This is a genomic window from Virgibacillus sp. LDC-1 (assembly GCF_030137545.1).
Classification (GTDB): Bacteria; Bacillota; Bacilli; order Bacillales; family Amphibacillaceae; genus LDC-1.
Genome location: NZ_JARUVL010000001.1, coordinates 158,320 through 172,121 on the forward strand (window position 1 = coordinate 158,320; position 13,802 = coordinate 172,121).

Here is a 13,802-nt window from a genome sequence, read left to right on the forward strand (position 1 = left end):
GTGACACGATTTTTCCAATGAAAATAGCAATTCCTACCTGATTATAAAAATCAGCGATGAAGGGAAGTGTTCGGTTATGAAGTATGCGATTGGAATCGATATCGGAGGAACAAAAATCGCCGCTGGCATTGTCAATGAAAAAGGCGATTTGATCCAAAAGGAAGTTGTGAAAAGTGATCCCTCTGATCGCGAGAAGATGTTCCAACAGGTGATTGGGTGTGTAGAGCAGCTTCTCAATCATTCTAGTATTCCATTAGATCATATTTATGGCATTGGAGCAGGTGTGCCAGGAAAGGTAGATCGGGAGAAAGGAATTGCCGTCTTTCAAAACAATTTACCATGGGATAATTTTCCGTTTGTTGAGCGCGTCAAAGAGGCATTACATATCGAGCGGATTCGAATCGATAATGATGTCTATATGGCGGCCTTTGCAGAGTGGAAGCAAGCACAGCTAACGAATGATCAGCTACTCGTTTACCTAACGATTAGTACAGGAATTTCCTGTTCGATTATTCAAGGCGGACAATTTGTACGTGGTGCGGGCTTTGCAGGGGAACTAGGTTTAATTCCTGTGCTTAGTCCGCGAAAGGATAGACTAGAGCGATTGGAAAGACTTGAGCTAATCGCTTCTGGGCCAGCTATTGAGAAAGAAGCGAAGTATCGTTTCGATGATTCATCAATCACAGCAAAGAAACTATTCGATGCGTATTATGATGGGGATATACATGCACAGCAGTTGATTGACGAAACGGCAACTGCATTAGCACAAGGAATATACATGGTTAATAGCTTACTAGATCCACATAAAATTGTTATTGGTGGTAGTGTAGCGACGAATAATCCAATTCTTCTCCATGTTATCAAGGAGAAGCTAGGAAGTAGTCTCCTTCCAGAGCAACAGCACATCTTGAACAATATGGAGATCAGTCAGCTTAAAAACGAACAAGGTGTTGTCGGTGCAGGACTCCGCGTGTTTGAAAGCTAGTAATCTTACGGAAAACAGTAAATAAACAAATATGGAGGATGAAAAATGTTTAACATCACAGCTGAACAGCTTGAAAAAAACAAGGCTATCCATACAGCAAGGGAGATCTATCAACAGCCAGAAGTATGGAGTGAGCTCGTTGAAATGATTTTACAGCAGCAGGATACATGGAAGACATTTGTGGATTCTATTTATCAAAAGCATGATCAAGTTAGAGTGATTTTTACTGGTGCAGGAACATCCGCTTTTGTTGGAGATACAGTCGTACCTGCACTTCGTAAAGGAACTTCCGGGAACATCCAGTTTGAAGCAATAGCCACAACGGATATCGTTTCTAATCCTGAAGAATATTTATTAAAGCAAGTACCGACGATTATGGTATCTTTCGCACGATCTGGAAATAGTCCAGAAAGTGTGGCAACAGTAGCTTTAGGGGAACAGTTAATTGATCATTTTTATCAAGTAGTGATCACGTGTAACAAGGGTGGACAGCTTGCGAAAAATGTCGAAAACGATGATAAAGCACTCGTTATTTTAATGCCAGATAAAGCACATGATCAAGGATTTGCTATGACAAGTAGCTTTACAAGCATGATTCTTACCGCGTATGCATTATTCCAGTCCACGCCATTTAATGGAGAACAGGAGCAGCTTCTTGTGGAGCAGGCTCAGCATTTCGTGGATCATGTTGGGGATGTTGTCGATGATATGCTTTCATTCGACTTTGAACGCATCGTTTATCTTGGCTCAGGGCTATTTGGACAGTTGTCTCATGAAGCAGCGTTAAAAATGCTAGAGCTAACAGCTGGAAAGGTTGTTGCTATTCATGAATCATCCTTAGGCTTTCGTCATGGTCCAAAATCTATCCTGCATGAGAAATCAGCAGTTGTACTATTCATGTCACAGCAGTCCTACACGCGTAAATATGACATGGATATACTGCGTGAATTAGCAGCAGATGAATCAGGTATGAAAGTCATTGCCTTAACAGAAAAAGAAGACCCAGAAGTAGCTGCATTAGCAGCTTGGACTATTACGGTAAACCGAAGTGAAACAGCGTTTTCTAATGATTTTCATCTTGCATTGCTATACGTTATTTTCGCTCAAACGGTTGCATTGAAGAAGTCTTTAGCGCTTGGAATTACACCAGACAATCCGAGTCCAGATGGACGTGTAAATCGTGTTGTACAGGGTGTTACCATTCATCATTACGACGTGTAATCGGCTCAACTAAGCGTTAATAGATGCATCGATTCGGAAGCGTATTAAGATGACGCTAATTTACAATCAAAGGAAGCATGTACAATGACTACCTATATAAAAGCAGATCGTTTTTTATTAGAGCATGGAGAGGCTTTTCATTCGTTTCTTGAAATTAATAATGGGCGTTTTGGTGAGTTTGTTAATAACGTCCCGAATGATGCGGAAATTATTGATTGGACTGGGTACACGGTTGCGCCTGGTTTGTTTGATACCCATATCCATGGCATTAAAAATCAGGATGTTATGGACGGAACTGCAGAAGCGATCCATTTGATTTCCGAAGCAATATTAGCCCTAGGTGTAACACGTTTTTTACCAACAACACTGACATCTAGTAAAGCAGCACTCGAAGCATCGATCCAGGCTATTGTGAACGCTGTGAAGGACGGACTACAAGGTGCGCAATCAGAAGGTATTTTTCTCGAAGGACCGTATTTTACAGAACAGCATAAAGGTGCGCAAAATCCTAGTTATTTTCGCGATCCGGATATGCAAGAATTCGAGCGCTGGCAGGAGCTTGCCGAAGGTTCTATTGTAAAAATAGCACTAGCACCTGAAAGGGAAAATAGCATTCCGTTTATTAAGCAAATGCGTGAGAGTCGTGTTTTACCAAGCATTGCGCACACGGATGCCAGCTTTGAGTGCTGTCAGCAAGCGGTTGCTGCTGGTGCAACAAATTTTGTGCATTTATTTAATGGCATGTCAGGGCTGCATCACCGCAATCCAGGTGTAGTAGGCGCTGCATTAACGAATCCGCATGCATTTGCTGAATTAATTTGTGATGGTTTTCATGTTCATCCAGAGGTAGCGGCATTTGCTGCAAGGGTGAAGGAAGATAAGCTGCAATTAATTACAGATTGCATGCGTGCGGGCTTAATGCCTGATGGAAATTATCAGCTTGGTGAATTTCCAGTCATTATGAAGCAAGGAGTTGCTCGAACAGAGACGGGTTCGTTAGCTGGGAGTACATTAACGCTTATTGATGGCGTAAAGAACCTCCATGCTTGGAGTGAAAAAGCCCTTTATGATGTCTGGCATTTAGCGTCATTATCTCCAGCAGCTAGCCTTGGCCGTGCAAACGAGCTAGGAAGTATCGCGCCAGGAAAGCTTGCTGACTATGTTGTTTTAAATGAACAATTGGATGTCCAAGCGGTAGCTGTAGAAGGAAATTTGAAATATAAGCGCGTCTAGGATTTTGATAGATTGGATTGGGGGTGAAGCAATGATCCTTACCGTAACGTTAAATCCAGCAGTGGACATTAGCTATAAACTCGAAACGCTGTCATTGGATACCGTTAATCGAGTAGCCGACGTAACGAAAACTGCTGGTGGAAAAGGATTAAATGTTGCACGCGTCCTTCAGCAGCTAAATGTGAATGTTGCTGCAACAGGGTTTTTAGGTGGAAGTTTAGGTGCATTTATTCGAAGTGAGCTTACGAAGCTTGGCATTGAAGATTATTTTGTCGGAATAAAAGGCGAAACACGTAACTGTATTGCCCTTATTCATGAAGGACAACAAACAGAGATTTTAGAAGGTGGACCGCTGATATCTGAAGAAGAGCAAGCACGATTGTTAGCTGCTTTTTCTCTGCATCTTCCTGAAGTAAGTCTTGTAGCCATTTCGGGGAGTCTGCCAGCTGGGATCGCTGCAGACTACTATGAACAAATGCTTGCACTTGCAGCTGAACAGGATGTGCCAGTTCTCTTGGATACAAAGGGAGACTTATTAGAACGTACATTACAATCGGTCAATAAGCCGTATTTAATTAAGCCAAACGAATCAGAGCTGTCTGATTTGCTTGGTAGGACGCTAACGACAGAAGCTGCCTTGTTAGATGGACTACAGGATGAACGATTTGAAGGCATTCCAATGGTTGTTGTTACAAGAGGAGCTAATGGTGCAATTGTAAAGGAAGGAAATAAATTGTATCGGGTAACGATTCCAAACGTAACTGCAGTCAATCCGGTAGGTTCTGGGGATTCCGTTGTTGCAGGCTTTGCCGCAGGTTTATCGAAAGGCATGAAAGAAGCCCCTTTACTTAAATATGGAATGGCAATGGGAACGTTGAACGCCATGGAAGAAAAAACAGGGTTTATCGATATCGAAAAGCTCGATTGGTGCATGGAACAAATACAGGTCATTAAAATTGGACATTAAATGGGAGGGTGTTTGAAGATGAATTTAACACCAGGAAAGCGACGTGGATTAGAACAAATTTCCAATGAAAACCATGTGATTTTAGCAACAGCAATGGATCAACGCGGCTCACTTGGTAAGATGATTCAAGGATTAAACGATCAAATTAGCTATGCCGATGGTCTAAGCCGCTTTAAAGTGGGCGTTAGTGAAGTACTTGGTAATCAATCCTCTTCACTTTTGCTAGATCCAGAATATGGCTGGGATGCTGCCAAAAAATTAAACAAGGATATCGGCTTAATCATGGCATATGAAAAAACAGGTTATGATGCGACGGAAAAAGGAAGGCTTCCAAACCTCGTTGATGATTATGCAGTACAGGATTTAGTCGAGCAAGGAGCAAGTGCAATAAAGCTATTAATCTATTATGATCATAAGGAAGAAGAGAGCATTAACCGATTAAAGCAAGCATTTATAAAGCGTGTCGGTGACGAGTGTAAGCAAAACGATGTTCTCTTTATTTTAGAGCCAGTTTCCTATAGTGCGGAAGGATTTGACGCAAAGGGAACAGACTTTGCGAAAGTAAAGCCTGCCATTGTTGAATACTTTATGGAAGAATTTTCAAAGGAAGCGTATGGTGTCGATGTATTAAAGGTAGAAGTACCAGTATCTATTTATCATATTGAAGGCTTCTCTAAATCAGAAGCTGAAGCTGTGTACAGCAAAGAAGAAGCAGCAGCGCTTTACCGAACATGCTCCGAAAAAAGTGGCGTACCATTTATTTATTTAAGTGGTGGTGTAACGAATGATCAGTTTATCGATACACTGTATTTTGCCAAAGAAGCAGGCGCTCGCTTTAGCGGAAGCTTATGTGGAAGAGCTATTTGGAAGGAAGGCGTTCAATCATTTGCCGAAGCTGGAGAAAAAGAATTCTACCAATGGCTAGAAACAACAGGAACAGCTAATCTAACGAAAGTAATGGATGTTATTAAGGAAACAGCAATTCCATGGGACGAATTTTAATCGAATTGGATTAAGATAAGGATCGGATTTAAGAAAAGTAAGGTATCGCGTTTAATCGGTATGATATTTTCATAGCGTTTAGGCATACCTTGCTTTTTTTAGTGCGGTTTTTTGGGGGAGAGATGGGTTGGAGAGTTCCCGCTCGATTTTGGGTGGATCTCGATCGTTTGTGGAGGATTCTTGATCGATTGGGGAGAATCTCGCTCGAATTAGGGTGAATCTTGATCGTTTGGAGCACTTTCTTGATCGTTTGATGCACATTCTAGATCGAGTTGAGGTTTGGGACTTTCTGGCTCGACTAAAGGTAATTCTCGCACTCATTTTCACCCTTATCCGTTTCTGTTCAGATTGACATTCTTTGAAAAATGATTTATATTACAAAAGTCGAATGTTTTTATTAATTTACTTTTTAATGTTCGGAAATAGGAGTGATTTGGATGGAAAATGTATTTGATTATGAGGATATTCAGTTGGTTCCACGAAAATGCGTGGTGCGAAGTCGATCAGAATGTGATACGAAGGTTACGTTAGGAAAGCATACGTTTAAGCTACCTGTTGTTCCTGCGAATATGCAAACGATTATGGATGAGAACCTTGCCATAATGCTAGCTGAGAATGGCTATTTTTATATTATGCATCGATTTCAACCAGAAACACGAATCGAGTTTATTCAAAGTATGCATGCAAAAGGATTAATTGCATCAATTAGTGTTGGCGTGAAAAATGATGAATACGCTTTTATTGAGCAATTAGCACGTGAAAAACAGATTCCAGATTATATTACAATTGATATTGCCCACGGACATTCCGATTCCGTTATTGAAATGATTCGGCATATTAAACAGCATTTACCTGAAAGCTTCCTTATCGCAGGGAATGTTGGTACACCAGAAGCGGTTCGGGAGCTCGAGCATGCAGGAGCCGATGCGACGAAAGTTGGGATTGGTCCTGGAAAGGTGTGTATTACAAAGATTAAAACAGGCTTTGGAACAGGTGGCTGGCAGCTGGCTGCACTTCGCTGGTGTGCAAAAGCAGCTACAAAGCCAATTATTGCTGATGGTGGCATCCGTACACATGGTGATGTGGCGAAATCGATTCGTTTTGGAGCTACAATGGTAATGATCGGGTCCTTATTTGCAGGGCATGAAGAATCGCCAGGCGAAACGGTAGAGAGGGACGGAAAGAAGTATAAGGAATACTTTGGTTCTGCTTCTGAATTCCAAAAAGGTGAAAAGAAAAATGTAGAAGGTAAGCGCATGTATGTTGAGTACAAAGGACCTTTAATGGATACGCTTGTTGAGATGGAACAGGATCTACAATCATCTATTTCTTATGCAGGTGGAACGGATTTAGAAGCGATTCAAAAAGTGGATTATGTTGTGGTGAAAAACTCGATTTTCAATGGAGATAAAATATACTAAACGATGAAACGAAGAGGCAATAAAGCCACCGGTAAGATAGTCTAACGGTGGCTGCTTCCCTCTTTTTTTATCTCCTATTACCCGCCTATATGATGCAGATCAATAATGCTTTGGTTCCTACTTCCTCTGAAGGATAAGCTCAAATCTCGTTCTTCCTGAATAAATTTTCCATCTACTAAAACATCACATAAAGCAAGTAGCTCCTGCTGGTATGGATTAATTGAAGTAGATAGCTGCTCATATGTATAGCCACTGTAAATCCATACATTTTTTCCTCTTTCTTTCAGCAATGCTACGAGTTTTACTAGCTCCTTTGCTTGGATGAAAGGTTCACCACCAGATAGTGTGACATCTGTTAGTGGATTACTTTCAACTTCACGTAGGATTTCTTCGATGGACATATTGGTTCCATTTGTCATTTTCCAGCTTTCAGGATTGTGACAGCCTGGACACTGATGCGGGCAACCAGCTAAAAAGATTACCGTACGAAGGCCAGGCCCATCGACAACAGAGTCATGGATAATGTTCATGACCTTCATCGATGCTTTATCCTTTCTCGTTCCTCACTCGATTTTGCCGCATTCCACCGTGACATATCTCCAACAAGATAACCTGTGATTCTGCGGATTCTCTCAATATAATCTTCATCTGCATTTTGACAAACAGGACAAGCTTGATCAATAATTCCTGAATAACCACAGCTCAGGCATTGATCAACTGGATGGTTAATCGAAGCATATCCCATATTCGCATTAGCCATCGCTTTAACTAATTGATTGAGGGCAGGTATATTTTTAGAAACATCTCCATCACATTCAATGTAAGAGATATGCCCGCCGTTACATAGGGCATGATATGGTCCTTCCTTCCGAATCTTATCAATTGCTTTTATTGGAAAGTAAACAGGAACATGGAACGAATTTGTATAGTAATCCCGATCCGTAATTCCAGGCAGCTTACCAAATTGTTTTTGATCATTCCTTGTGAATTTACCAGATAATCCTTCTGCAGGAGTAGCCAATAGTGAGAAGTTAACATCATAATCATTCGATGCGCGCTCTAACTTTTGGCGCATCCATTTTATAATTTGTAAGCCGATTTGCTGTGCATCATGACTTTCACCATGATGCTTTCCTGTTAATGCTACTAACGCCTCCGCTAAGCCGATAAAGCCAACACTTAATGTGCCATGCTTTAACACATTATCTAACTTGGAATGTGCTTCTAATGTTTCACTGTCCTTCCATATGTGCTGAAGGTAAAGAAATGGAAAATGGCGTGCATGTTTTTTACTTTGAAAAGAATACCGCGCTAACAGCTGTCGAATTGCAATGTCCATATATTGCTCGAGCTTGTTAAGGAAAGCTTGAAAGCTCCCTGTTGTTAAGGCGATTTTTACGAGATTAATCGATGTGAAAGAAAGATTTCCACGACCAATACTTGTCTCTCCTCCGTGTCGGTTTGCCATCACTCTCGTACGACACCCCATATAAGCAACCTCTGACTCAGGCGTTCCATCATAATGGATTTGATTCATACTCGCATCGATAAAGCTGAAGTTCGGAAATAGCCGTTTGGCAGTCGTTTGCAGTGCTAATTCATACAGATCATAATTTGGTTCATTTTTCTCTGCATTCGTCCCATTTTTTATTTTAAAGATTTGAATTGGAAAAATAGGTGTTTCTCCGTTTCCTAGGCCAGCTTGTGTTGCTAATAAAATATTTTTCGTAATCATTCTTCCTTCCTTAGAGGTGTCGGTGCCATAGTTAATGGATACAAATGGAACCTGTCCACCACCACGAGAATGCATGCTGTTACAATTATGTATAAATGCTTCACACGCTTGGTATACATCCTTTTCTGTATCTTTCCATGCCTGTTCGATGATTTCCATGCTTGTCCAAGTTGTCGGGTAATGTTCCAGTCGTTCTTTATGTCGTTGAAACGTTTTTTGGACATATGGTGCAAGGTCATAATCAAATAAAGGATAGCTTTGACCACCATGCTGCATATTTTGATTTGCTTGAAAGATGATGGAGGCTAATGCCATGGCGCTTGTTATGGAAGTTGGCTTCCGAATAGCACCATGGCCGGTATTAAAGCCACGTGCTAATAGCTTTCCTAACGGGATTTGGCAGCAGGTTGTTGTACCTGTCGAATAAAAATCTAAATCATGAATATGAAGATAGTTTTCTTCTACTGCTTGTCGTGCTTCCTGTGAAAGTAGATATTCATTCGTGTAAAATTTACTTCCTTCCGAAGCAAATTTGCCCATTTGTCCCATTGGGGTTTGCCCATCTACATTTGCGTTTTCCTGTAAAAAATCTCTGTTTGTTGTATCTACAATGTCAGTAAAAGCTCGCATGAGCGCATGTTCCTCTTTTTCTACGATCATTGTGAAATACCTCCCATCCTGTAGCTGAAATACAATATATTGTGTTTTGTTTTTATTTATATACAATATATAGTTTCTTTTTTCATCGTATCATAAGTAGAGCATCCGTTTTTTGAATTCGCGGTGACGTTTTTGGCTTTTATACTATTTATATGTTTTTAATATTTTCCAATGCGTTAATTTGACAATTTTTTGCAAATATCTTACCATTATATTTAGAAAAATATAAATGTAACGGTTTACATAATGCTGTATGTCGTTTTTCATAGTACTATGACGTATTCCGTATGTCTTACTAGGTAGCTAGATTTCTCATTAAAAGCATACGTATACGTCTATATGTAACGGGTTACAGGGAGTGAAGGAAGGAATGTATCATGTCAACTATTAGAGATGTCGCAAAACAAGCCAGTGTGTCTGTAGCAACGGTATCACGGGTTATTAATCAATCTGGATATGTACATATAAAAACGAAAGAACGTGTAGAAAAAGTAATTAAACAGTTAAATTATCAGCCGAACGATGTGGCAAGAAGTCTTTATAAAGGAAGGTCCAAAATGGTTGCCTTACTCGTACCTGATATAATGAATCCCTTTTTTCCACAATTAGCTCGTGCGGTTGAAGATGTTGCGAGTAAGTATGGGTATACCTTTGTGTTGTGCAATACGGATGATGAAAAGGAGAAGGAGCTTGCCTATTTAAATGCATTACGGCAAAAATCAGTCGATGGAATGATCATTGTATCGAGCAAGCTTTCACAGGAGGATGTATCTGATATAACCACTCCGATGATCGCACTTGATCGTAAAATTAGCATTGATATTGATCTTGTGACAGTAAATAATCAAGATGGCGCACAGCAAGCAGTAAGATTCCTTATGCAAAAAGGCTGCCAGCGGATTGGTCATATTTGTGGTCCGGAAAATGCGAGTAGCTCAAAAGCCCGCTTAAAGGGATATTTAGATGTTGTCAAAAATGAACCATGGTTTTCTTCAGGGTATATTCGGTCAGGGAAGTATGGATTTGAAGCTGCTTTTGAGGCAACGAAAAAGATGCTTACAGAACACCCAGATATCGATGGCTTGTTTGCTGCAAACGATTTAATGGCAGTAGGTGCGTTAAAAGCAGCAGAGCAATTAGGGTATCGCGTTCCGGATGACCTATCGATTATTGGATTTGATGGTATCGGCATTGGGAAAGCAACAAAACCAGCAATAACGACGATGGCACAGCCAATCTATGAGATTGGCGCAACAGCTGCGGAAATGCTGATTACTCGAATTCAAGATACTACCATTCCTATAACTGAAAAGGAATTGCGAGTGAAGCTTATTGAGCGTGGATCAACGCGAGTTAGTTGAGTAATAAAGAAGAGGGTGTAGGCTGATTAAAAGCATCACGTTTGTATCTGTTGTGAAATAGAGTCAAGTTATAAACGGATGCTTTTATTCAGATTTTAATTTTCTGTTCTTTCTTCCACCTTTACCTTTAGTAAAAGAATGGTTTCATATTCACTGGTTAGTTGTTCTACGTCTGCTTCGTCCGTCAAATCTGGTATTCTAATGCTATTACTCGTCGTTTCTATATACACACCAAGTAGCGTTGGTTCATATAATTTGATTTCTATCTTTTCATCATCTTCCATGACAGACTGCCAACTACTAGTACTAGAAGAGTCCATCTTCATTTCTTTATCGATGCCGAATGACTGTGCAGCGCTCCCGAATCCATAAAGAAAGGCAACCGGATAATCTTCATTCGTTTTGACTAATCCAAAGCCAATATGTCCTTCTTCCTCCTCATTCGGATTATTTGGAAAGGATAGTTCGGATAATGGTTTCGAGATTTTTTGTCCATTTTCATACTTTTCAACCCATAATGTAAACCAGCGCTCGTCTTCATTTGGAATCTGGATGTTGAAATCTAGTATTGTTCCTAAGCTTAGATCGTTAAATGTTTTTACATACTCAGAGTTTGAGTCCTTGGATAATATAACTCCCTCTGTTTGCTGTGAGCACCCATAGCTGAAAAAAATAAAAGAAATAAGAGCAACGATCAATAATGGCTTTCGTTTGAACATAGACTTCCTCCTTTTTCTTCTGAATAAGTAATCTTAGTTGGGTACTATTATATGGGATAACCACAAAAGTTTCCATATTGTTCCAATATTGGTTCTCAGGTAATAGAATGAGATAAACTTCTTTTGTAATAGAAGAAGCACGATTACAATTCTAATCAAAATATTCTAGTGAAACACTCCTTAAAAAAAGTTTATTTTTTAAGGTTCGTTTTCTTGCTCTTCGGACGAGTTAACGGTAATATATCATTGTGAAATGGATAACAAAAAATAGGATACGATAATGTTTGTTGGGGATTGTACAAAGCTAGAATCGTAATTTTTTTCATCCAACGCTGTAAGTTTCCTATCGGTAATGTTAGATCATCATGACAGACAAAGGAGAATTCGTGTGAAAATAGGAATTGATAAAATTGGATTTTACACCCCTCATTTATATGTTGACATGAACAAGCTAGCAGTTGCTCGAGATGTCGAGCCAGAAAAGTTTACCATTGGAATTGGACAAAGTCAGATGGCGATTGCTCCGATTACACAAGACCCTATCTCTTTAGCGGCAAATGCAGCTTTGCAGATAATAGATGAGGAGGACAAAGCCAAGATTGACCTCGTTATTTTTGGTACAGAATCAGGTATTGATCATTCCAAGTCTGGTGCTGTCTATGTTCATCAATTATTAGGGCTTCGTTCAGAGGCGCGAGCGATGGAAATAAAACAAGCATGCTATGGTGCCACTGCGGCAATCCAACTGGCCAAAGGTCATATTGCGCTTCATCCAGAGAGCCGTGTGCTGGTGCTCGGATCTGACATTGCGCGTTATGGATTACGCACTGGTGGAGAAGCAACACAGGGAGCAGGTGCTGTAGCATTAGTGATTAGCGCTAATCCAAGTGTTATGGTGCTTGAGGATGAAAGTGCATATTTCACCTCAGATATTATGGATTTTTGGCGACCAGTTTACTCGGAAACAGCTTATGTAGACGGAAAGTTTTCTAATGAGCAATATATTCACTTTTTTGCAAAGGTTTGGGAGCAATATAAGGAAAAAACAGGCTTGCAGTTAGCAGATTATGAAGCGATTTGCTTCCATTTACCATATACGAAAATGGGCTTTAAAGCATTAAAAACAATCCTGGAAGAAGCTTCAGAAAAAGAACAGGAACGTCTTTTAACCAACTATAAAACAAGTACGTTATATAATCGAAATGTAGGTAATATATACACGGGCTCTCTATACTTAAGCTTACTGTCCTTGTTAGAGCAAAAAGAAGATTTACAGGAAGGTGCAAGAATTGGTATGTACAGCTATGGTTCAGGAGCAGTTGGTGAATTCTTCTCCGGAATCTTACAGCCAGGGTATCGCGAGCATTTGTTTGTTGCAGAGCATGCTGCACAGTTTCAAGCTAGAAAAGAAGTTAGTGTAGCAGAATATGAAGCTATTTTTCAGGAAAGCTTGCCAACGGATGGCTCAACTGTAGAATTAGATATTAGCCAAGATCCAGCAACAATCTGTCTAGCGGGAATATCGGATCACCAAAGAAACTATGTGAATAAGCAGCAATAAAAAGCAGGGATCTCCTGCTTTTTTTGCTCTATATTAATTGTGGGCTTATCAGGTCATAGGTAAGACATAAAGATGGTACATAAAACACTCATTTCTCTCTTATTGATAACCTATAGCTGCGAGACAAAAGGAAAAGGAGAGGGGATGAGTACAACATGATTTTATTACAGTGGTGCTAGGGATTAAAGATAAAAACCCTCTATTCTAAATGTATTGCTATCCTTTAGCTAGAAAGCTTCAAGCTTGTGTTAATCCATCTATATCCAATATCATAAATCGTTTTGGAGAGATCTTTTTAATATATCCTTTAGATTGTAATGTATGAAACACTCTACTTACAGTCTCAGGTGTTGTTCCGAGATAAGAAGCTAAATCTTTGTGACTCATTGGTAAAATTACTTCATTTGTATCATTGGAACTAATTTCAACGAGATATAACGCAATACGACTTTCGACTGATTCAGTTGCAAAACGGGTAGTCTGGACTTCAGATTGCTCAAGTCTATTGGCGAATTCTTCTAATAGCTTTAATGAGATAGATGGGAATTTTAATAATAATTTCTGAAATGAAGAACGACTTATTTTACATATTGTCACATTATCCATCGCTTCTGCGTACGATTCATGCACTGTATCCTTAAAAATGGAAAGCTCGCCAGAAAATTCACCAGCATGTATAATTCGAACAAGCTGCTCCTTTCCTGCTTCTGAAAGTCGATATATTCGTATTCTCCCTTCATTTACAATATATAGAGTATCTGCACACTCACCCGCTCGATAAATTGTGTGTCCTTTTTGATAGGTTACAGCATTGACAACTGCCTCTATTTCTTTCATTTGATCATTAGTTAGATGATTAAATATGGGAACGCTTGATACACATCCTCGTTTTTTATCAATAGAACAGGATGAAACTGCCTCATTTTTTTTCAAGATA

General features: G+C 39.8%; 12 protein-coding genes. 8 read left to right on the forward strand and 4 right to left on the reverse strand.

Annotated features, from left to right (window positions below; genetic code table 11):
* The first annotated feature begins 76 nt into the window (after positions 1-76).
* The 6 genes from QBK89_RS00720 (at position 77) to guaC (ending at position 6,829) form a co-directional block, all read left to right on the forward strand.
* A complete protein-coding gene (locus QBK89_RS00720) occupies positions 77-985 on the forward strand; it encodes an ROK family protein (protein WP_284139086.1) in 909 nt (302 codons plus the stop codon).
* Between the two features lie 45 nt (positions 986-1,030).
* Positions 1,031-2,206, forward strand: coding sequence for an SIS domain-containing protein (locus tag QBK89_RS00725; protein ID WP_284139087.1), 1,176 nt, complete (start codon positions 1,031-1,033; stop codon positions 2,204-2,206).
* 84 nt (positions 2,207-2,290) lie between these two features.
* Positions 2,291-3,439 carry an N-acetylglucosamine-6-phosphate deacetylase gene (gene nagA, locus QBK89_RS00730; RefSeq protein ID WP_284139088.1) on the forward strand — a complete coding sequence of 383 codons (1,149 nt, stop codon included), beginning with the start codon at positions 2,291-2,293 and terminating at the stop codon, positions 3,437-3,439.
* A gap of 31 nt (positions 3,440-3,470) precedes the next feature.
* Positions 3,471-4,406: a hexose kinase gene (locus tag QBK89_RS00735; RefSeq protein ID WP_284139089.1), complete on the forward strand. Its 936-nt coding sequence runs from the start codon at positions 3,471-3,473 to the stop codon at positions 4,404-4,406.
* Between the two features lie 18 nt (positions 4,407-4,424).
* The gene (locus QBK89_RS00740) at positions 4,425-5,408 is read left to right on the forward strand and encodes a tagatose 1,6-diphosphate aldolase (protein WP_284139090.1); all 984 of its coding nucleotides are present in this window, start codon (positions 4,425-4,427) and stop codon (positions 5,406-5,408) included.
* Positions 5,409-5,845: 437 nt separating this feature from the next.
* Positions 5,846-6,829 carry a GMP reductase gene (gene guaC, locus QBK89_RS00745; RefSeq protein WP_284139091.1) on the forward strand — a complete coding sequence of 328 codons (984 nt, stop codon included), beginning with the start codon at positions 5,846-5,848 and terminating at the stop codon, positions 6,827-6,829.
* 77 nt (positions 6,830-6,906) lie between these two features.
* On the opposite strand, the gene nrdG is transcribed toward guaC, so the two are convergent.
* Both nrdG and QBK89_RS00755 read right to left on the reverse strand, forming a co-directional pair.
* Complete coding sequence (gene nrdG / locus QBK89_RS00750) at positions 6,907-7,368, reverse strand: anaerobic ribonucleoside-triphosphate reductase activating protein (protein WP_284139092.1); 462 nt, start codon at positions 7,366-7,368, stop codon at positions 6,907-6,909.
* A complete protein-coding gene (locus QBK89_RS00755) occupies positions 7,365-9,224 on the reverse strand; it encodes an anaerobic ribonucleoside triphosphate reductase (protein ID WP_481937818.1) in 1,860 nt (619 codons plus the stop codon). Before QBK89_RS00755 ends, nrdG begins: the two co-directional genes overlap by 4 nt.
* A gap of 377 nt (positions 9,225-9,601) precedes the next feature.
* On the opposite strand from QBK89_RS00755, the gene QBK89_RS00760 reads away from it, so the two are divergent.
* Entirely contained in the window at positions 9,602-10,585 is a 984-nt protein-coding gene (locus QBK89_RS00760) for a LacI family DNA-binding transcriptional regulator (RefSeq protein WP_284139093.1), read from the forward strand.
* Positions 10,586-10,680: 95 nt separating this feature from the next.
* Here QBK89_RS00760 and QBK89_RS00765 read toward each other — a convergent pair whose 3' ends face one another.
* Positions 10,681-11,304 carry a hypothetical protein gene (locus tag QBK89_RS00765; protein WP_284139094.1) on the reverse strand — a complete coding sequence of 208 codons (624 nt, stop codon included), beginning with the start codon at positions 11,302-11,304 and terminating at the stop codon, positions 10,681-10,683.
* Positions 11,305-11,692: 388 nt separating this feature from the next.
* Between QBK89_RS00765 and QBK89_RS00770 the strand changes: the two genes are divergently transcribed.
* On the forward strand, positions 11,693-12,865 hold the full coding sequence (locus QBK89_RS00770) for a hydroxymethylglutaryl-CoA synthase (RefSeq protein WP_284139095.1): 1,173 nt from the start codon (positions 11,693-11,695) through the stop codon (positions 12,863-12,865).
* Positions 12,866-13,102: 237 nt separating this feature from the next.
* Here the strand turns inward: QBK89_RS00770 and QBK89_RS00775 are convergent, their stop codons facing one another.
* Positions 13,103-13,798, reverse strand: coding sequence for a Crp/Fnr family transcriptional regulator (locus QBK89_RS00775; RefSeq protein WP_284139096.1), 696 nt, complete (start codon positions 13,796-13,798; stop codon positions 13,103-13,105).
* Between the last annotated feature and the right edge of the window lie 4 nt (positions 13,799-13,802).